Annotated in this window: 23 protein-coding genes; 15 read left to right on the forward strand and 8 right to left on the reverse strand. The window is 40.7% G+C overall.

Annotated features, from left to right (window positions below):
- Window positions 1–4: 4 nt before the first annotated feature.
- Entirely contained in the window at window positions 5–577 is a 573-nt protein-coding gene (locus V7K31_RS31595) for a chemotaxis protein CheB (protein WP_335100487.1), read from the reverse strand.
- 1,118 nt (window positions 578–1,695) lie between these two features.
- Here V7K31_RS31595 and V7K31_RS31600 point away from each other — a divergent pair.
- The 5 genes from V7K31_RS31600 (at window position 1,696) to V7K31_RS31620 (ending at window position 6,145) form a co-directional block, all read left to right on the forward strand.
- A complete protein-coding gene (locus tag V7K31_RS31600) occupies window positions 1,696–2,196 on the forward strand; it encodes a DUF2231 domain-containing protein (protein ID WP_335100489.1) in 501 nt (166 codons plus the stop codon).
- Window positions 2,193–2,810, forward strand: coding sequence for a DUF2231 domain-containing protein (locus tag V7K31_RS31605; RefSeq protein WP_335100491.1), 618 nt, complete (start codon window positions 2,193–2,195; stop codon window positions 2,808–2,810). Before V7K31_RS31600 ends, V7K31_RS31605 begins: the two co-directional genes overlap by 4 nt.
- Window positions 2,811–2,863: 53 nt before the next feature.
- Window positions 2,864–3,778, forward strand: a complete 915-nt coding sequence (locus V7K31_RS31610) for a cytochrome c oxidase subunit II (RefSeq protein ID WP_335100581.1) — start codon at window positions 2,864–2,866, stop codon at window positions 3,776–3,778.
- A gap of 14 nt (window positions 3,779–3,792) precedes the next feature.
- Entirely contained in the window at window positions 3,793–5,451 is a 1,659-nt protein-coding gene (gene ctaD, locus V7K31_RS31615; RefSeq protein WP_335100493.1) for a cytochrome c oxidase subunit I, read from the forward strand.
- Between the two features lie 91 nt (window positions 5,452–5,542).
- Entirely contained in the window at window positions 5,543–6,145 is a 603-nt protein-coding gene (locus V7K31_RS31620) for a cytochrome c oxidase subunit 3 (protein WP_335100495.1), read from the forward strand.
- Window positions 6,146–6,186: 41 nt separating this feature from the next.
- Here V7K31_RS31620 and V7K31_RS31625 read toward each other — a convergent pair whose 3' ends face one another.
- The 4 genes from V7K31_RS31625 to V7K31_RS31640 form a co-directional block, all read right to left on the reverse strand.
- Window positions 6,187–6,966: a hypothetical protein gene (locus V7K31_RS31625; RefSeq protein WP_335100497.1), complete on the reverse strand. Its 780-nt coding sequence runs from the start codon at window positions 6,964–6,966 to the stop codon at window positions 6,187–6,189.
- A 219-nt stretch (window positions 6,967–7,185) separates the two neighbouring features.
- Window positions 7,186–8,022: a CheR family methyltransferase gene (locus V7K31_RS31630; RefSeq protein WP_335100499.1), complete on the reverse strand. Its 837-nt coding sequence runs from the start codon at window positions 8,020–8,022 to the stop codon at window positions 7,186–7,188.
- 360 nt (window positions 8,023–8,382) lie between these two features.
- Window positions 8,383–8,928 (reverse strand): hypothetical protein, encoded by a 546-nt coding sequence (locus V7K31_RS31635; protein ID WP_335100501.1) that lies wholly within the window; start codon window positions 8,926–8,928, stop codon window positions 8,383–8,385.
- Between the two features lie 184 nt (window positions 8,929–9,112).
- Complete coding sequence (locus V7K31_RS31640) at window positions 9,113–9,679, reverse strand: HD domain-containing protein (RefSeq protein ID WP_335100504.1); 567 nt, start codon at window positions 9,677–9,679, stop codon at window positions 9,113–9,115.
- Window positions 9,680–9,790: 111 nt separating this feature from the next.
- Here V7K31_RS31640 and V7K31_RS31645 point away from each other — a divergent pair, with 111 nt between their 5' ends.
- The 5 genes from V7K31_RS31645 (at window position 9,791) to V7K31_RS31665 (ending at window position 12,378) form a co-directional block, all read left to right on the forward strand.
- Window positions 9,791–9,946, forward strand: a complete 156-nt coding sequence (locus V7K31_RS31645; protein ID WP_335100506.1) for a hypothetical protein — start codon at window positions 9,791–9,793, stop codon at window positions 9,944–9,946.
- Window positions 9,947–10,330: 384 nt separating this feature from the next.
- Window positions 10,331–11,071 (forward strand): LmeA family phospholipid-binding protein, encoded by a 741-nt coding sequence (locus V7K31_RS31650; protein ID WP_335100508.1) that lies wholly within the window; start codon window positions 10,331–10,333, stop codon window positions 11,069–11,071.
- A 33-nt stretch (window positions 11,072–11,104) separates the two neighbouring features.
- Window positions 11,105–11,656, forward strand: a complete 552-nt coding sequence (locus V7K31_RS31655) for a DUF2231 domain-containing protein (protein WP_335100510.1) — start codon at window positions 11,105–11,107, stop codon at window positions 11,654–11,656.
- A 100-nt stretch (window positions 11,657–11,756) separates the two neighbouring features.
- Window positions 11,757–12,173 carry a ribosomal maturation YjgA family protein gene (locus V7K31_RS31660; protein ID WP_335100512.1) on the forward strand — a complete coding sequence of 139 codons (417 nt, stop codon included), beginning with the start codon at window positions 11,757–11,759 and terminating at the stop codon, window positions 12,171–12,173.
- Window positions 12,151–12,378: a DUF167 domain-containing protein gene (locus tag V7K31_RS31665; protein WP_335100514.1), complete on the forward strand. Its 228-nt coding sequence runs from the start codon at window positions 12,151–12,153 to the stop codon at window positions 12,376–12,378. Before V7K31_RS31660 ends, V7K31_RS31665 begins: the two co-directional genes overlap by 23 nt.
- A gap of 214 nt (window positions 12,379–12,592) precedes the next feature.
- On the opposite strand, the gene V7K31_RS31670 is transcribed toward V7K31_RS31665, so the two are convergent.
- On the reverse strand, window positions 12,593–13,204 hold the full coding sequence (locus V7K31_RS31670) for a glutathione S-transferase family protein (protein ID WP_335100516.1): 612 nt from the start codon (window positions 13,202–13,204) through the stop codon (window positions 12,593–12,595).
- A gap of 198 nt (window positions 13,205–13,402) precedes the next feature.
- On the opposite strand from V7K31_RS31670, the gene V7K31_RS31675 reads away from it, so the two are divergent.
- From V7K31_RS31675 to V7K31_RS31695, 4 genes are all read left to right on the forward strand, one after another.
- Window positions 13,403–14,104 carry an SOS response-associated peptidase gene (locus V7K31_RS31675; protein WP_335100518.1) on the forward strand — a complete coding sequence of 234 codons (702 nt, stop codon included), beginning with the start codon at window positions 13,403–13,405 and terminating at the stop codon, window positions 14,102–14,104.
- 113 nt (window positions 14,105–14,217) lie between these two features.
- Window positions 14,218–14,739 (forward strand): photosystem I assembly protein Ycf3, encoded by a 522-nt coding sequence (locus V7K31_RS31680; protein ID WP_335100583.1) that lies wholly within the window; start codon window positions 14,218–14,220, stop codon window positions 14,737–14,739.
- A 69-nt stretch (window positions 14,740–14,808) separates the two neighbouring features.
- Window positions 14,809–15,099: an Asp-tRNA(Asn)/Glu-tRNA(Gln) amidotransferase subunit GatC gene (gene gatC, locus V7K31_RS31685; protein WP_335100519.1), complete on the forward strand. Its 291-nt coding sequence runs from the start codon at window positions 14,809–14,811 to the stop codon at window positions 15,097–15,099.
- A gap of 1,211 nt (window positions 15,100–16,310) precedes the next feature.
- Window positions 16,311–16,823: a hypothetical protein gene (locus V7K31_RS31695; protein WP_334824965.1), complete on the forward strand. Its 513-nt coding sequence runs from the start codon at window positions 16,311–16,313 to the stop codon at window positions 16,821–16,823.
- Window positions 16,824–16,951: 128 nt separating this feature from the next.
- Here the strand turns inward: V7K31_RS31695 and V7K31_RS31700 are convergent, their stop codons facing one another.
- Window positions 16,952–17,533, reverse strand: coding sequence for a thioredoxin family protein (locus V7K31_RS31700; protein WP_335100521.1), 582 nt, complete (start codon window positions 17,531–17,533; stop codon window positions 16,952–16,954).
- Window positions 17,534–17,674: 141 nt separating this feature from the next.
- On the reverse strand, window positions 17,675–17,890 hold the full coding sequence (locus tag V7K31_RS31705; RefSeq protein WP_335100523.1) for a high light inducible protein: 216 nt from the start codon (window positions 17,888–17,890) through the stop codon (window positions 17,675–17,677).
- Window positions 17,891–18,174: 284 nt separating this feature from the next.
- Here V7K31_RS31705 and V7K31_RS31710 point away from each other — a divergent pair, with 284 nt between their 5' ends.
- The gene (locus tag V7K31_RS31710; protein WP_335100525.1) at window positions 18,175–19,725 is read left to right on the forward strand and encodes a thymidylate synthase; all 1,551 of its coding nucleotides are present in this window, start codon (window positions 18,175–18,177) and stop codon (window positions 19,723–19,725) included.
- Window positions 19,726–19,890 lie beyond the last annotated feature (165 nt).

Below are 19,890 nucleotides of genomic sequence, written 5' to 3' on the forward strand. Positions count from 1 at the left end.
GGGTTTATTTCCGTGATGAGTGACAAAGCTTGACCATTTGGGAAGCAATGTTTGAGAGTGTCAAAATCCAGTCTACTGCAACAGCAGAGATTGCTGCCTCTGGCATAACGTCGCTCTGGGCTGTGGCAGGTTCCTGTACAATAGTCAGTCCTCCCCGTGCTTTTATTTTCTTAAGACCTTGCGTACCATCTTGATTTGCTCCTGTCAATATTACACCAATAACTTGCTCACCATAGACATCGGCCGCTGATTCAAATAGTACATCAATAGATGGTCTGGCATAGGAAACAGGCTGATCAGTCGAAAGAGCAAAGTGATCTAGTTCAACCAGCAAGTGATAATCTGCTGGAGCTATGTAGATATGTCCTGGTAGTATTTCGTCTTTGTCTTCTACTTCTCGAATTTTCAACAAACTGGATTCTTGTAATAACTCCTTGAGTGTGCTATTTGACTCCTTGTGACGGTGTTGCACGATCGCGATCGGTACGAGGAAATCTGCTGGTAAGTTCCCCAGGATAATTTTCAATGCTGATAATCCGCCCAAAGAAGTACCAATTACCACAATTTTAAACGACACTTGTTTAGCCCTCACACCTGTAGAATGTGGGTTTGAACGCGCCCTAACTAAATCGGAGATTATAGTTGGGGATTCTTGCGCTAACAAGTCCGAAGACTTCTGAGCGTTTCCAGAGTAATTGGCGTTCTCAATGTCTCGTTGGAACTTTTGACGTACGTTCACTCTAGAAAATTGTTTATCCCCCATAATCAGACAATACCAGTACCTAGCACCAATACAGCCTTTTTCAGGTCAATGAGGTACAGAGGTAGGGGCACAACATTGTTCATTGGTGTCAACTTAACGTGAAAGCCTTTCTAGAAGCAGCTTTTAGATTGTCTCGTTAAGAGTCTCAGACTGGGAATGCCGTTCTAGAGGCTCCGCCTCCCTTCCTGGCGGCAGAGCCGCCAGGAACAGCATTTCCAGCCTTCTTGCTAGAAACGAGGTTTTACCCTTAAGTTGACACCAATGAACATTGTTGTGCCCTTACAATAATCTGTACAGAGGCGCTTGTTGCAATCTGCTGTATCTTGATTCCCTTCTATACCAACTACTGAATGAAGATTATATAATTTTGTCCGTTGCATTACAAATAAATATTTTATCATTGTGAGCTACTTTACAAATAAATATTATATTTAGAATTTTTAAAATTTTAATTAATGCCAGAATCGATACATTTTGAAAATGCTTTTTTGCTAAATAATTAACTTTTGAAATTTAGATTATTATTGTTTTGACAATTCATAAAAATTTACTTAAACTAAAAGATAGGTTAGGCAAATCAACAAACGACAGCAATTTTTTTAGCTCCATCAAAAATTGCTGTTGCAGACTATGGGCATGAGGAAATTAATCTCAATCAAAATTATTCACTGTAGCCAAGCTCACTAGATTTAGCTGCAAAAAGCTAAGAGATGATTAAGCGTATTGCACCGCGCACATATTGAACATATTCCGGTCAATTATAGATGGATACTTGTGGTGATATTAGTGAGTATGCATCAATCATTGAAGTTTAACTAGCGATTCTAGATTTTGGATTAGGGTCTTCTGGTTTATATCTCGTCAGAGACGGAATAAATCTAAAATCCAAAATTGATTGACCAAAGTGCGGTAAATATGTCCAGGAGAAGACAATGCTTGAGTATTTAACATCTTTGAACGACCACAATTTACCCTATCCAGATACGATTCATCCCATCGTTGTCCACTTCGTAATTGCGATGGTATTGTTTTCGTTTTTCTGCGATGTAGTTGGCTATTTTACTGGTAAAGCCAGTCTTTTTGAGGTGAGTTGGTGGAATATGTTAGTTGCCACGATCGCTATTTTCGTCGCAATCATTTTTGGTCAGCTTGAAGCGGGTTTAGCACAACCTTATAGCCTAGCTAAATCGGTGCTGAATTTGCATACGCTGATTGGTTGGTCACTTTCGGGAATCATCACGGCGATTACAGCTTGGCGCTATGTAATTCGTGCCCGCAACCCGCAAAAAATACCAATTTATTATTTGGGAGCCGGACTAGTTTTAACCCTGATAGTTGGCTTGCAGGTATATCTCGGAGATAAACTTGTTTGGGTATATGGATTGCATACCGTGCCAGTTGTGGAAGCAGTAAAGGATGGTGTGTTGCGATGAACTCAGAATTGATTGACCAATTGACAGGCTCTCTAGGCGCAAACGGATTACCTTACACCATTCCCGTTCATCCCAACTTAGTCCATTTGACACTAGGTTTATTCATCATTGGGATAACGTTTGATATCGTTGGTGTTCTGTTCCCTTTTGAAAAATGGGTCTTTAAATTTTTAGCAATTACTGTGGAACGTGACAACTTATTTAATGTTGGCTGGTACAACATGTTAGCTGCCAGCATCATCACATTTTTCACGGTGGCAGCAGGCTTTTATGAAATGCTGTTGGCAACACCACCAGCTGATATGAAAAGTGCCTGGGGATTGCAGGCAATGGAAACTATGCTTTGGCATGGTGTAGGTGGTGTGTTCTTATTAGCGTTGATTGTTAGCATGACCATCTGGAGAGCATGGCAACGCTTTGTTTGGGGCAAACAAGAATATAAACAGACAGATAGAGAAGTGCAATGGATCTATCTGTTTGCAGGCATAGCAATCATGTTCATTATGTACGTCCACGGCACACTAGGGGCGCAAATGGCAACCGAATTTGGCATACACAATACAGCAGATAATTTGCTGCGATCGGGCCAAAACCTCAACACAACACTCAAATAAGTCAATTGTCCTTTGACTAATGACCAATGACCAATGACAAATGACAAATGACCATGAAAATCCAGAAGATTTTAAATATTTTGACGCTGCTTACAGGCGCGATCGCAGTGACTGCTATTAGTCTCTGGATCGGCAAGCAGGCTTACTCCTGGCTTCCCCCCCAAGCAGCAGCCGAATCCCTACTAATTGATGATTTGATTAGCTTCTTAGTAACCCTGGGTGCCTTCATCTTCTTGGGAGTAACAAGTACTCTGATGTATTCTGTGATCTTCCATCGGGCAGTCAAAGATGACTTCACCGACGGACCCCCAATTGATGGGAATGTCACCTTAGAAGTTGTCTGGACAGCAATCCCAATTCTGTTAGTGTTTTGGATTGCGGGCTACAGCTACCAAGTTTACGAACAAATGGGGATTCAAGGCCCATCGGAATTAGTTCACTTGCATAATCCATTGGCAATGCAATCGGCTTATGCAGAACCAGAAAAAGCCTTAGCAGAACCCGTTGAAAAAATCGACGTCCTAGCTAAACAATGGGCGTGGGTTTTTCATTACCCAGAGAGAGATGTCACCAGTACCGAATTGCATTTACCGAGCGATCGCCGGATACGTTTAGCACTAAAATCACAGGATGTTTTGCACGGCTTTTATATACCTGCATTTCGCCTCAAGCAGGATATTATTCCCAACCATGCGATCGACTTTGAATTTACTCCTATCCGCCCCGGACAATACCGATTGACCGATTCCCAATATAGCGGTACATACTTTGCGACGATGCAAGCGAATGTAGTCGTCGAATCTCCTGAAGATTATCAACAGTGGCTAGCCCAAGCTGCAACCCAAAAGCCATCCCTAGCAAATAATCAGGCAGCTTCTGAGTATGCCCAAAGATCGAATCAATCAGTCCAAACTGGTTGGATTACAGTTCCACCTGCTGCACCTCCTCTAGTCAATTCTCCTGGTTGAAAGGAAAGTAACCGATGACTAATATTCCGATTGAAGGCATTTTCCCCAGTGAGAAGCCCAAGCACGAATCTCCCGGTAACTGGAAAGAATACTTCAGCTTTAGTACTGACCATAAAGTTATTGGTATCCAGTATCTCGTTACCTCATTCTTCTTCTTTCTTGTCGGCGGAATGTTTGCGATGGTGATGCGGGGAGAACTGCTAACACCCGAATCAGATTTAGTCGATCGCACCGTCTACAACGGGATGTTCACCATGCACGGCACCGTGATGCTGTTTTTGTGGACATTTCCCTCACTGGTTGGTTTTGCTAATTATCTAGTGCCATTAATGATTGGGGCGCGAGATATGGCATTTCCCCGCCTGAATGCCGTTGCCTTTTGGATGGTGCCAGTAGTCGGAATTCTGATGATGGGTAGCTTCTTTGTGCCTGGTGGCCCAGCCCAAGCCGGTTGGTGGTCTTACCCGCCAGTTAGTCTCCAAAATCCTACAGGTAACTTAATAAATGGTCAAGTTATCTGGATCTTAGCGGTGGCAATATCCGGCGTATCCTCAATTATGGGGGCAGTGAACTTTGTCACCACAATTGTGAAGATGCGGGCACCAGGAATGGGCTTCTTTCGGATGCCCTTGTTTGTCTGGGCAGTATTTAGCGCCCAAATCATCCAACTATTGGGACTACCTGCACTGACAGCTGGTGCAGTGATGCTGCTACTCGACCTCACAGTTGGCACCGCCTTTTTTGACCCTAGCAAGGGCGGGAATCCAGTTATGTTCCAGCATTACTTCTGGTTCTACTCCCACCCCGCCGTTTACGTGATTATTTTGCCCATCTTCGGGATTTTCTCAGAAATCTTCCCGGTTTATTCACGTAAACCTCTATTTGGTTACAAAGTAGTCGCTATTTCATCCATCTTGATTGCAGGAGTGAGCGGCATTGTTTGGGTACACCACATGTACGTCAGTGGTACATCAGGCTGGATGCGGTTGGTTTTCATGATGACAACAATGTGTGTATCTGTACCGACGGGAATTAAAGTATTTGCTTGGGTAGCAACTATTTGGGGCGGTAAATTGCGGCTAAATACACCGATGCTATTTGCTCTGGGTGGATTAGTCATGTTTGTCTTTGCAGGCATCACAGGCATCATGCTTTCCTCCGTCCCAGTCGATGTCCACGTTAACAATACCTATTTTGTGGTGGGACACTTCCACTACGTCCTTTACGGCACCGTGACGATGGGCTTATTTGCTGCCATCTATCACTGGTTCCCCAAAATGACCGGGCGGATGTACTCCGAAAGCTGGGGTAAAATCCACTTCTGGTTAGCCTTCATCGGCACCAACCTTAACTTTTTGCCCATGCACCCCTTAGGATTGCAAGGAATGTTACGTCGAGTTGCTTCCTACGCTCCAGAGTATCAATTCTGGAATATCATCGCTAGCCTCGGCGGATTTCTTTTAGGAATCTCCACCTTGCCCTTCATATTCAACATGGTGATTTCTTGGATGCAAGGCGAGAAAGCACCTGCTAATCCTTGGCGGGCAATTGGACTAGAGTGGTTAGTTTCTTCACCCCCCCCAGTAGAAAACTTTGAAGAAATTCCCATCATCATCTCCGAACCCTACGGCTACGGCAAATCAGAACCCTTAACAGCCAACCTCCCCGAATAACCTAAAGGGAAGACGCAAAAACCCTCCGCGCCCCTCTGCGCTTCCCTTTGCGTTCCTTTGCGTTTCAAATTCCCCTCAAGCTAAAACCAAAATGGACAGTTATATCAATTCCCCTGAATTGCACCAGCCAAGCGCAGAACACAGCCACGACGAAGAAGGCAACAAAATGTTTGGCTTCATTGTCTTCCTACTGTCCGAAAGCGTTATCTTTTTAAGTTTTTTCGCCGGATATGCCATCTACAAAACAACAACTCCTAACTGGCTACCAGCTGGTGTTTCAGGATTAGAAGTAAAAGATCCGGCAATCAACACAGTCATTCTAGTTTCCAGTAGCTTTGTGATTTACTTAGCAGAAAAAGCCCTTCAACGCCATGATTTGAAAGGCTTTCGCCTGTATCTCTTGGGAACGATCGCAATGGGAAGTTACTTTTTAGTGGGACAAGCGATTGAATGGAGTCACCTGGAGTTTGGTTTCACCTCCGGGACATTCGGTGGCACATTTTACTTGTTAACGGGCTTCCACGGTTTGCACGTTCTCACTGGCATTTTGTTACAATTGATAATTTTGGTACGTTCTTTCATTCCTAGCAACTACGATACAGGTCACTTCGGCGTCAATGCAACTTCGTTGTTTTGGCACTTCGTCGATGTCATCTGGATTATTTTGTTTATCCTCATCTACGTCTGGCAGTAAATAAGAACGAGGGAGTAATTTCTCCCTCTACTGATTTCTCTTTAGACTAAATAACTCGTATTTGGTACGATCGCAAAAAAAGCATACTCATACCAAGCAGTCCAGATGAAACTGCGAATCCATCGCTGACGCTTTTCGGGACTCAATTCATATTCAAACGCCCCACGAGATACATCAATGGAAGATAGATGAGAGTTGCAGCCGCAGCCGTGTTGATAAGTAAAACCGTATTTAGAAGCAATACTTTGCACCTTCATCTGGATAGCAAACACCTTACCTGCATGGAGTATGGCATCCCAAGCGCGTTTGTGTTCAATATCGCGCTGATCAAATCGTAAGGCGCGTTCTTCAAAAACATAATCGCGGTAAATTGGTGCTAAATGCACATGATAGAAGCTGGCAGGTAGTTCATAACCAAACTCATTAAACAAATCTATACCAATGCGAGCCACTTTTACTTCATCAGCATACTCTGTCCCTTTTGACTCCACATCATGGAGAATTTCTGCAAAATTCGGATAGCTATGTTTGAGAAAGTCTTGCCCAAAAAACTCCAGAGTTTCCCATGCCAGTTGGGTAAATAGCTGGGAGAATGAAGGTATCAAGTGAGCTAGTTGGGGGCGATCGCTAAACAAGTCAACATCACCATGTTCTAATTTGTATAAGAACAACTGCGCCATCTCAACATAGCTTTGGGGATGGGAAAGTCCGACACTCGTGGTTCCTCTAGCAATGTCTTGCCATGTAGAAGGTAGTTGAGAAACGTGAACCGCATTTTCTCCAGCAATGACTGCAACAGGAGGACATTCGAGAAGTTGCATCGACAATCTCCTTTAAGACTTTATGTGTAATTTACCTTAAGCGATCGCTGTATCTATCTTCTGAACACAATTAAAAATGTTTGACGGACTGTCTTTTGACAAAATTGCAACTTTATCTCCCTTCTCCTTACTAAGGAGAGGGGTTGGGGGTGAAGTTTTGATATTCGGAAATGCTATATTCGCCAGGGCTAGTAATAAATTAGACTTTTAAAACATTCTCTAAGTACCTGCAATTTTCTTATATATTTTCTCACCTTTGATTATCTCTTCATAGTGCTGCTCATAAGGGGTGAACCTGATAGATTCTTGTCGTCCTAAACCCAAGATACCAAAGGTGCAAAGGCTATTATAAAACAGTTCATGTACCCGCTTTTGAAGTACCTGATTGAAATATATAAGGACGTTACGACAAAGGATGACATTAAACTCATTAAAAGAACTGTCAGTTGCTAAATTATGCTGGGCAAAAACAACATTTTCTCTTAGAGATGCTCGAAAAATCGCGTTATCATAAGCTGCTGTATAATATTCTGAGAAAGACTTCTTACCGCCTGCTTTCAGATAAAGGTGAGTATATTCCTGCATCAGTTTCAGGGAGAAAATACCACTTTTGGCATTTTGTAATACCTTCTCGTTCGTATCAGTGGCATATATGCGGCAACGATGGTAAAGTCCTTCTTCTTGCAGTAAAATTGCCATTGAGTAAACTTCTTCACCGGTAGAGCATCCAGCGTGCCAGATGCGAATAAATGGATAGGTTTGTAAGAAGGGGATAACTTGATTTCTGAAGGTATTATAAAAGCTGGGATCACGAAACATTGATGTTACATTCACCGTCAGAGCAAGCAAAAATCGTTCCAAATAGGCACGGTTGTGGAGTAACCGCTCTTGCAATGCCGAAACATTTGCTAACCCCTCTAACTGCATGAAGCTCTGAATGCGGCGCTTGAGTGAGGAAAGAGCATAATCACGAAAATCATAACCGTAGTACTGATACAGTCCTTCCAAGAGCAGATGTATTTCGATGTCCTCCAAGGTCGGTTTGGGCAAAGGCATAATATTTATAATTTATAATTGATAATTCATAATTATTACGCCAAGGATGAATGGGCTTTTTAAAATAATGATACTGGACTTTAGGTAATTTCCATAAATCAATTTAGTTGGTCTTTAGCATGAATTACTGATTATAAATTAATGATTATTTGCTGATACAATAATCCCAGATTGGTCATAAACAAAAAATTAGAAAAAGGAACCACGTCTTTCTATAATTAAGTAAATTACGCGCAGCAAATGTACTATAAGAATAAATAGAGAAGATGTTTACAAACAATTTAAGATTGCTGTAAAACCCAAGTACATTTTACACCTAAAATAGCTTGCTGAATCAATTAAATTTGAGCACGTTGCTACTTATGGGTTTGAGTTTAACCAAGTGGCTATTAGTCCTAAAATAGCGATCGCTGTTATTGAAATCCCAGCTAGCCATCTAACCTGTGAGCGGAGATTTTTAATCTCTTGGCTCATACTTTCTCTCTGTGGTATGGAATATGGTTCCAGTTGTACAACTTCAATAGCTACTTGTTGGGGTGTATTTTGGGGATTTTTAAAAGAAACCTGCGTGTGTATCCAATTAGTAATCAGTTGGGGACAGTTCTTTTTAAACCAATTTAAAGCCAAGGTTCTAAAAACTGGTTTGGACATTCTAGCAATTAATTTCATCACCCTATTTAAGGGTTTCAAGCGAAGCTTTTGATTGATTAGATTGACTGAACCAACATCATAAAGACAATCCAGAATTAGTTTCACAGTGGCTTCTTCACTGTTAATCAAGTTTTGCAGTAAAAGCAGAACATCATGCATCCGCTCTGCTTCCATATACTTTTCTGCCAAGTTTTCTGGAGGACTTACTGAAGGACTTACGGTTGTATTTAGGGTGTTTTGTCTTACTATCGTCATATTGGTAACATAGCATCCATAATCATGTAAATATACCTATCTACCGAGAGAAAGATTTTTTATCTAGAGAGAGAACCTAAAAGCCAAAATTTGTTTGTGAGATACATGACTATATCGTGTCTGGAAAAAGGTTATTTGTCTAGTTCCGATAAATCTTTTATTTACTTTTGGGAAAATAAAATTTTTATTGAGATGCTAATACCTCAATTTGTGCAACTACTCGTTCTAATTCCTCAATGATTACAGTGGTTCCAGTCTTGCTGAAGGCATCCACAAGCGCCCGATAATACCAAAGAGTACCTTCTTTACGCCCCTGAAAACGTTCCCAAACTGATTCGCCCAAAACGCGATAATCTTTGAGAATAGATTGGGCGTTGTAAAGTTTATCTGCTGATGATACGAGCAGTACTGATGGGGAAGCAGTAGGAATATGAGCAATATATGCCTCCTTGCGCTGTTGCCAAGGGGGTTTGGGAGTTGTATCAGCGTCAGTACAACCATCTACAATTGCTGTTACATTGTCACCAAAGCGGCGACGAATTTCTTCTCGTGTTGTAGCGCCACCTTGATCTTCGATCGCATCGTGTAAGAGGGCTGCGATCGCTTCATCTTCATTTGCGCCGTATTCTAAAGCAATACTGGCGACACCTAATAAATGGGCAACGTAGGGAACACCTGAACCTTTACGAACTTGGTTGGCGTGCAGTTGAGTAGCGTAGATCAGGGCTGCGGTAAAACGTTCTGTAAGCATTGTATAAAATGAGTTAATAGAACTCCACCTAATCAAAGGTTTGTGTCAATTTTATAACAAACCGCTCCAAGCTTCGAGGTTGCAAAGGATCACAGGGGTACACAGCTAAAATTGAAATATCTATTAGGATGGTTAATTGATAGTAAAAATCAGCAAGCTTTAGTTTATCGCCGGGATGGTTCAATTACTCAATACCCGGCTACAGCAATATTAAGCAGTGAAGATATTGTACCTGGGTTTACGTTGCCTTTGACAAAATTATTGTAAAAGCGATGCTTACGACTGGCTACGTCTACCCACTTTATAAATATTTTATCTAACGATGTGCCAAACCAAAATTCAATTCTAAAGTATGCTGCAAGCTTTTCTTATTAAACAGATTCTCGCAAAATTTCATAAACAAATAGTATAACTACTAAATTCTATACATTCCCTCTTTCTTTTGAGTGATATCTGAGCAGAAGCCGTTTTGGATCTACGCATTAGAAACTCTGCATATAAAAGCAAAACTTTTAATTATAAATAATAGAATTCTACTTTTAGATAGACAGTATTTAAATCTATATTCCATCGCCAGATAGATAAAATTCTGATGCTAATTTATTAAATTTACTCAAGGATATAGTATTTAAAGTAGGAGTTAATTTGATAATGGCAGACAGTCCTGGATTAGGAGAGCAGGCGCTCAATAAAGCAGCAGAAATGGGATTATCTAGCCAATTAGATGAAGTAGAAAATTTAGATGTAAACATCAAAACAGACCCACTGAAACTAGTTCAGGGACAGGTGGATGCAGTGACGATCCAAGGTGAAGGTTTGGTTATGCAGAAAGACCTCCGCATGGAGGAATTGAAAATAGAAATGACTAATGTTGCCATTAATCCTCTGAGTGTAGCTTTTGGCAAAATTGAACTCACTAAACCTACTGATGCTAATGCCCAGGTTGTGTTAACCGAAGCTGATATTAATCGCGCCTTCAACTCAGAATATGTGCGATCGCAACTGCAAAGTCAAAAAATCCATATTAACGGAAAACTGACGACTATTGAGCCTCAACATATAGAGTTTCGACTACCAGGTGATGGGAAAGTAGCACTAAATGCCACCATAAAAATAGTAGAAACAGGCGAAAATCAGCAAGTTGCTTTTTCCGCAGTCCCCTCGATCAGCGCTAATGGAAAAACTGTTACTCTAGAAAATGTCGAGTATGGTGAAAGTGAGGAAATATCGCCAGAGTTGACAAAAGCTTTGATAAATGAAACTAGCGAAATTTTAAATTTGAGTAACTTTGATTTAGAAGGAATGAGCTTGCAAGTTAACCAACTAAAAGTAGAAGTAGGCAAACTAACCCTACAAACTGAAGCTCATGTTGAACAAATTCCTTCTGGTTAAAAATAGGACACTAATAAATTCAGGATACTAATAATGGAAACTACAGAAACAAACCAAACAAGTTCAACACCTTTCCCAAATATTCCACCAGTTATTGAAAGTAATGATAGTGAGTATCTTGATAGCGGCGTACCCAGTACAGTTGCGATCGCAGGACATCCCCTACACCCTCTGAGTGTGATCTTTCCCATCGCCTTTTTAGCCGCCGCCTTAGGAAGTGATATCGGCTACTGGTTAACTCATGATTTCTTTTGGGCTAGGGCTTCGCTATGGTTAATCGGACTCGGATTAGCTGGAGGACTCCTAGCAGCAGCGATCGGCCTCAGCGACTTTTTCAAAATTGAACGAGTTCGCAAGCGCACCGCCGGTTGGGCGCATTTGATACTTAACGTTTCTCTACTAGTTTTATCACTCGTCAACTTTCTCCTGCGTTTGGGCAACGCTGAATCCCGAATAGTACCTTGGGGACTGTTACTATCGCTCATTGTGGGTACACTAGTTAGCCTTTCCGGTTGGTTCGGTGCCGAACTCTCTTATCGCCACAAAATCGGTGTAGTGGGTGCTGGTAGCAGAAGATATCCATAACCAAATAATTCGTAATTCGTAATTAACATTCAATATTACGAATTATTGAGAAACCAGTATGCAGAGGCTAAAATTTTGCTTAGTCTCAAACTTTCAGAAAATGCGCCGAAACCGTAACCAAGCAATATTTATTATTCTTTCTCTGCTCATCGTTGTACCGATGGGCTTTTTGTTTAAGTACTACACTGGACCTGCCCATCATTGGTTTAATGACTACGGATCTGCTATATTTTACGAAATATTTTGGTGTCTATTCGCATTTTGCTTTTTCAGAAGTCCGGCAGCAGTAATCCAAATTCCTATATGGGTTTTTGTCATCACTTGTATACTAGAATTCTTGCAACTTTGGCATCCGCCCCTATTAGAGGAGATTCGCGCCACCTTGATAGGTAAATTGTTACTTGGTACTACCTTTGTTTGGTGGGATTTTCCTCATTATGTATTGGGTTCTATTTTAGGTTGGTTGTGGCTGCGACAATTACACGGAATAGGTTATGCAAAAAAAAGTCAAGGTTAAACCTAATTCAAAACAGCAAAAGATTGAAGAACAACCTGATGGCAGTCTGACTGTGTATCTAAAATCACCCCCAGTTGATGGTAAGGCGAATGAAGAGTTAATTAAACTAATAGCAGAGAAATTTAATGTTACCAAATCTCAGATCAGAATTAAGTCAGGTTTGTCCTCTCGACAAAAGCTAATAGAAATTGATACAGATATCTAGTACAAAACGGTGTATATAAACCACCCATTTCAAATCAATACTTCTGTCTCACGATCCCTCTCCAATATATCGGAGAGGGATTGAGGGTGAGGTAAGCCAAGGACATAAATTGTATCTTATTTAATTCTTATTCCTTACACTAAGCCTGTCGAACTGCTCTTTCATCATGAAACGCTTACGCTGTATTCATTTTTAATTAGGAATTAGGAATTGTTTAAGCTTGTGTAATACTGATATATCTGGGTTGAGCTTTGACTTTTTCTATCCAAGCTTGGATAGCAGGAAATTGTGTTAAATTGAACCCACCTTCATCAGATACATGAGTGTAAGCGAACAAGGCGATATCCGCAATCGTGTAACGCTCTCCCACAAAAAAACTGTGAGAACTTAAATGTTTTTCCATCAAGTTAAGTGCTGCATAACCTAGTTCACGTTTTTGCTTGATAGCTTCACTATATTCTTCAGTTTTACCTAAAATAGAAATCCAAAATCTTAATGTAGCAATAAAAGGTTCATGGCTATACTGTTCAAAACATAACCATTGCAGCACCTGCGCTCGTAAAAATCGGTCATAGGGTAAAAATTCTGTGCATTCACTCAGATACACCAATATGGCATTTGATTCTGCCAAGAATTTCCCTGGCTTAATTTCCAGAACGGGTATCTTACCGTTAGGATTTTTACTTAAAAATTCTGGTGTTCGAGTCTCGCCTTTCAAGATGTTAAGCTCTACCCTCTCAAAAGGTATACCCAGTTGTGTCAATAAAAGACGTATCTTATAACCATTGCCAGAAGGTAAAAAATCATACAAACGCAGTAGTTCCATGCTAAAATACAATTAAGATGATGTCGATAATTGAAGGTTCAAAATACAATATCTTACCAAAAGATTTTCCCAAAACCGGATAATTATTTTGATATTTGGCTTCTGAGTTCTAGATAAAATCATTCAAGAAAATAAAAAAAGTATTATTTATTTCTAAATAGAGATGTTTAACTTAAGTAGGTGGTTGAGAATAAAAGTATGTGTGGAAGATTTACTCTAAACCAGTCGGCAGCAAGTTTAGCTCAACTTTTCCGTATTGAGTCAGTTCCAGATTTAGCAGCAGAATATAACATTGCACCTACGCAAATGGTGGCAACAGTGTTACAAAATCCCGAAAGCCAAAAGCGTGAATTTAAGCAGTTGTATTGGGGCTTAATTCCGTCATGGGCGAAAGATGCAGGAATGGGGGCAAAGCTGATTAACGCTAGGGCAGAAACTGTTGCCGAAAAACCCGCTTTTCGTTCGGCTTTTAAGCATAGACGCTGTTTAGTGCTAGCTGATGGCTTTTATGAGTGGCAACGGCAACAAGGCAAAAAGCAGCCGTTTTATTTTCGCCTTCAAGATGGGCAACCCTTCGGCTTTGCAGGTTTGTGGGAGAAATGGCGATCGCCTGAAGAAGAAGAAATAATCTCTTGTACAATTTTGACAACGGCAGCTAACGAATTACTCCAACCTATCCACGAGCGGATGCCAGTGATTCTAGAGCCAGAAGATTACGATTTATGGCTAGATTCCCAAATGCAAACGCCCCAAATCCTACAGCAGCTATTGCGTCCCTATCCCGCCTTAGCAATGACTGCCTATACAGTTAGCACCTTGGTAAACAACTCTCGGCATAATAGTCCGCAATGCATAATACCCCTCAGCGAGAATAATGCACCCGTAAATCAGTTAAATTAGCTATTGAGTGGGGAGTGGGGGAGATGAGGGAGATAAGGGAGATAGGGTGAACCCATGCCCAATCCCCAATGCCCAATCCCCAATGCCCCAATACCCAATACCCAGAAAGAAATATGCCAAGAACGCAAAAAAACGATAATTTTATTGACAAATCCTTTACAGTGATGGCGGATATCATCTTGAAGATTCTGCCAACCAACAAAAAAGCTAAAGAAGCGTTTGTTTATTATCGAGATGGTATGTCAGCCCAAGCAGAAGGGGAATATGCTGAAGCATTAGAATACTATGAAGAAGCTCTAACACTAGAGGAAGATACCAACGATCGCGGCTATATTCATTACAATATGGGGCTAATCTTTGCCAGCAATGGCGACCACAAAAAGGCTTTAGAACTATATCATCAGGCAATTGAGTTAAACCCGCGTATGCCCCAAGCCTTGAACAACATCGCCGTGATTTATCACTACCAAGGCGAAAAGGAGAAAGAAGCTGGAGATAACGAGGCTGGCGAAGCACTGTTTGATCAAGCCGCAGACTATTGGATTCGAGCGATTCGCATGGCTCCCAATAACTACATCGAAGCCCAAAACTGGCTGAAAACCACTAAGCGATCGCAAATTGACGTATTCTTTTAGTCATTAGTCATTAGTTCTTTGTCATTTACTAAGAACTAATGACCAATGACCAATGACCAATGACAAATTATGATTGACCAAGAACAAGTTCACAAAGTAGCTAATCTTGCCCGTTTAGAATTGACTCCAGAAGAAGAGGAACAATTCACTACTCAGTTGGGAAGTATTCTGGATTATATTGAACAGTTGAATGAACTTGATGTCAGTAATGTAGCCCCAACAACACGGGCAATTGATGTCAGCAACATCACACGAAAGGATGAATTACAACCCTATCCTGACCGGGAAAGTATTCTCAACAGTGCGCCTGAACAGGAAGGCGAATTTTTTAAAGTACCAAAAATCCTCAATGCTGAATAGTCGAAAGCTATTGACTAACGGCAAATATTTATGCCGATCTATTTGTATAATAAGTGCTGCGTTAAAGTGTTCTACTTAACGCACTCTATTAGGTTGAATATTTTTTAATTGGAAGTCCCATATTGAAACTTTACTGTAGATAAAAATCCAGATAATTTTAATTATAAATATTATAAGTCACACATACACAAGTATGATATAGAAAAAGGAGTATAAGTTAATTCTATGTCGGCTGTCGGCAAAAAATTTACAGCGTTTTTCAGGAAAATGAGGTACACAGGTAGGGGCACAACAATATTCATTGGTGTCAACTTAGCGTCAAAACCTGCCTAGAACCAGCTTTTAGATTGTCTCGTTCCCAGTCTCTGACTGGGAATGCCGTTCTAGAAGCTCCGCCTCTTGAAAAGCGGCAGAGCCACCAGGAGCAACATTTCTAGCCAGAGGCTGGAAACGAGATTTGGAAAGACTTTTAGCTGAAGTTGACACGTATGAACAATGTTGTGCCCTTACAATAATATCTTTGAGTTGTACTGAGTTTTTTCACGCAATCAAATATGAGTCCTATAGCTTAAAAACAACTACCAGTGCTGCGGAGTTCTTCTCCTAAGAGAAGTTACTGAATTTCGGTTTCACATTCGGCTAGAGCGCCCAACATTAAAGCACGGTGAGAGATAGATTTATTTATCCGCAGATACCCAGATGCTACCCCGTAAAGAGAGCCAAAATGGGGTTACTGAATAATTAACTTGTGAGAAAGGTCTTCGTGAGTTTCTACGGTTATAACAGAAGCCGACATTAGGATACACTGGCTTTTGAATACACCGGAAGTTCAGCAGCAATAAACAAAGTTCCTGCTGGTGATTTCCTGCCTAGTATCCTATCCCTTTTTGCTGTATGAAACTTACTCCAATCTACAGGAAGTCTCCCTCAAGAAGGTTTCTTAGCATCTACAACGACTTCCACTGTTTTGAGGCTATAGCCTTAGAATATTTACAAGCTTTACTTAGGAATTAGCTCTTTCTAGAAAAAGTATCGTTTTTCCTGTCTAAGATGAGATTCTACCTGTTTATATCCGCATTTGTGTAGCTTAACAAATTAGCGGATTCATTAATATTAAGCCTGTTTTACTATTTAGTTTCTTACCCTGACCTATTAGACAGCTAGAGTGTTCATTTCACTTTGTTCAATAGCTATTAGCCCTTATCGCTCCCATGCTGACCCATCACCGCAAGCCCGTGTGCTTATCACTTATTTCCACTGACCTACCAATTTGGTCTGTTGTCGAAACTGCCGGGACATTGTATCAAAAAGACACTGACCGGTTCCATTTGCTGTTAACTGCACCGCCCCTAATTAGCTGCGAAGTAGAGAGTGTCCTAAGTCCAGAGGACACACTTCCCCAAAGTAAGAGCAAAGCTTACGCTCCTAGCAGTCCCAGAATTTTGTGGCTGGAGATTTCCCCTTACCGAGTAATTATGACTATGCAAGGTAACGCCCAAGTGAGTTACCGTCACTTTTGGGAACAGGGCGTTTATGGCATTAGTCGCTATTGGTTGCCAACTGAGTCGTTGCAACCTAACAATCCTATTCGTTTACGAAATTTTACTAGTAGCCTAACTCTCAACGGACATCCCTTGCCAGAACATTTGCGTCTGGAATATGAATTGTGGGCAGAAAAAGTCCAACTAGGATGCTACATACTTAATTTGGAAATTAAACACTGATAGTTGTGGGGAGTAAGGAGTAGGGGAGCAAGAATTTTAGATTTTAGATTTTGGATTAAAGAATTGAAATTTAATTCAAAATTTAAAATCCAAAACCCAAAATTGAATTGCCCCATGCCTAATCCCTTTCAACCAAAATAACTAGGTTGGTTTCCAGGTTTCCATTTAATATTGCAACCAACACTCGGCTTTTGCTCACTCGTAACAGGTTTACCCGCTAGCACTGCTTCAATGGCTGCGCGTAAATCTGCGCCAGTTACAGGTTTACCATTACTGGGGCGGCTATCATCTAATTGTCCCCGATAAACAAGTTGGCGTTGGTCATTAAATACAAAAAAATCTGGTGTGCAAGCTGCTGTGTAAGCTTTTGCCGTTTCCTGGCTCTCGTCGTAGCATAAGGTAAAATTAAACCCTTCTTCTGTGGCAAATGCTTGTAACGAGTCTGGCGCATCATCTGGATAATTGTTTGCATCATTAGCACTAATGGCAACGATCGCTAAATCACTTGTAAAATAATCTTTTCCTAACTGCGCTAATTCTTTTTGGACGTGTTTTACAAATGGGCAATGCCGACAAATGAACATTACCAACAGCGCTTTTTTATCTGCAAAGGTGGAAAGCGAAGTTGCCTTTCCAGATACCACTTCTGGTAGATGAAAATCTGGTGCTTTTGTGCCTAGTGGCAACATAGTAGAAGCAGTTAAAGCCATAGTTCACCCTATATTTTTACGCTGATAACGGCTTTTGCCATCAGTATATTTTTACTCTAGCACTAAGTTTTCCATAAATTAAGAGACGGTAAATTTACCGTCTCTTACTTTTGTTGAGAGTTATGTTACAGAAATTAGTTTTTACAGACTTGCCAAAACACCAAAGATGCCGTGTCCTGTGAATACTTCTAATGCTATCAGAGAGACAAAACCAATCATTGCTAAACGACCGTTGAACAGTTCTGCAAAAGGAGTGAAGCCAGTGCGATCGCCTTGCTCATCTATGTAAACCCTTGGCTCGATCGCAAAGTTGTTCAGTTTGCCTTGGTCGTCAATTATAGCAGTGTTTGTACGCATGGTTTTTTCCCTGTCTTCTCTGTTATGTAAATAACTGTAACAAAAATATTAATATTTGTAAAGCATGAATAGCGATTGGGTTGTAGAGGAAGCACTGGTGGGAGGCATAAACCTAGCTGTAGCTGGGAAAAGAGCGATTGTAACATTTATGAGAAATTCAACTAACTTGTAAACAGATCGCTTGTAGTATCTTCTGCATCTCAAATCAATCCCAAGAATGAACTTTTCAAACATTAATTGTGATTGCATGTTATACTAGTGAGTTGTTTTGACTTTAATCAACGATGACAAAAACGGGTCGGGCAACCCAATTCGAGTACACAGCACTGTACAAGCCCAACCAGCTAATCTATGGACATGGGCAGACGGCAGTGATTACAGGGTGGACGGTGAAGCAGGCGATCGCTAAACACCTGCAACCAGAAGATTATGCTGTAATTGGGCAACTATACTCGCCCACAAGGGGGATAAATTTACTAATTCGCAATTTACTGTATAATCCCCACGTCCGCTATTTAGTTGTCCTCAACGCTACGAAGGAAGACAAGAATGCAGGCGGATGTGAGTGCCTGCTGGACTTTTTCCACAATGGTTTTGAAGAAGGTTTGAGTGACACTGGACGGCGTTGTTGGATAATTCGCCCTACTATTCGTTCTACTATTCTTAGTTATATTGATATTGATATTGATATTAATGACCTAGAAAAATTACGAAAGTCCATAGACTGGAAAGAAGCCAAATTAATTACTGATGCAGTTAATGAAGTTAAGTCCTATGCCGAACGAGACGTGATTGAGCCGTGGGGAAAGCCCTTAAAGTTTGATATGTCAACTGTTGAATCAACTGTTTTACCAGGGCCACGTTACGGACACCGAATAGAAGGTAAGACCATAGCTGAAACTTGGGTAAAAATTATCCATCGCATTAGGACGACTGGCACAATTCGTCCTACGCTTCATGATGGACAATGGCAAGAACTAATTGACTTGATGGCAATTGTTACAGAGGAGCCTGACGATTTCTATTTTCCAGAACCAAATTACTTGCCATTTGATCGCTCTTTTATTAAACCTTATACCTCGGACATTTTAGATGATGTTTCTCACAGTGAAGAAGGAGTCAAGTATACATATGGTCAACGTCTGCGGTCAGGGTTTTATAAAATTGACCAAATTAAAGAAGTAATTAAAAAACTTTTAGATAACATTGATTCCGCTAGGGTAGTAATGTCTCTGTGGGATGTGGCTAACGATCTTCAAGGAAACGATAATCCACCTTGCCTTAATCACATTTGGATACGAGTTGTTGATCAGGAACTATCTTTAACAGCAACTTTCCGCAGTAACGATATGTTTTCAGCATGGCCAACTAATGCTATGGGGTTAAGAGCTTTGCAAAAACATATTTTTGATGCAGTTTCTAGACAATCAACGCATCAACTAAAAATGGGGCCATTAATTACTATTAGCCAAAGTGCCCATATTTATGATGATTGTTTTGAAAACGCTGACAAGCTGATTCAACATCAGTACTCCAAAATTTTTCAGCAAAAAGATTACGCTGATCCTTCAGGAAACTTTCTGATCAGTATACAGGATAGTACAATTCTGGTAGAACACACAACGCCTGGATCTGGAGAAGTAGTTAATTGTTACTCAGGTAAATCTGCAAGTCTACTTTCTCGTCAAATAGCAGCTGATTGTCCGGGTTTGCAAGTTGAACATGCAATGTATTTGGGGACAGAGTTACAGAAAGCGGAAGTTGTTTTGTCAATGAGCCAAGGCTTAGTCTATGAACAAGACAAGCCGCTCAAAACCTATTTGATTCCAAAGTAGATTTTAACTACCTTTATTCAAGGTAATTATGTACATTAATCTTCGCTATTAAAAATATTTGTAATAATTACTAAGAGGGTGTTTGAAAAGTTTTGATGGGTAAAATTTTATGCTAATCGTCTTACCATGATCCGGATCATGGCAAGGTAGATAAACATCTCCGAT

It is taken from the genome of Nostoc sp., from assembly GCF_036917675.1.
In the GTDB taxonomy this organism is placed as follows: Bacteria; Cyanobacteriota; Cyanobacteriia; order Cyanobacteriales; family Nostocaceae; genus Nostoc.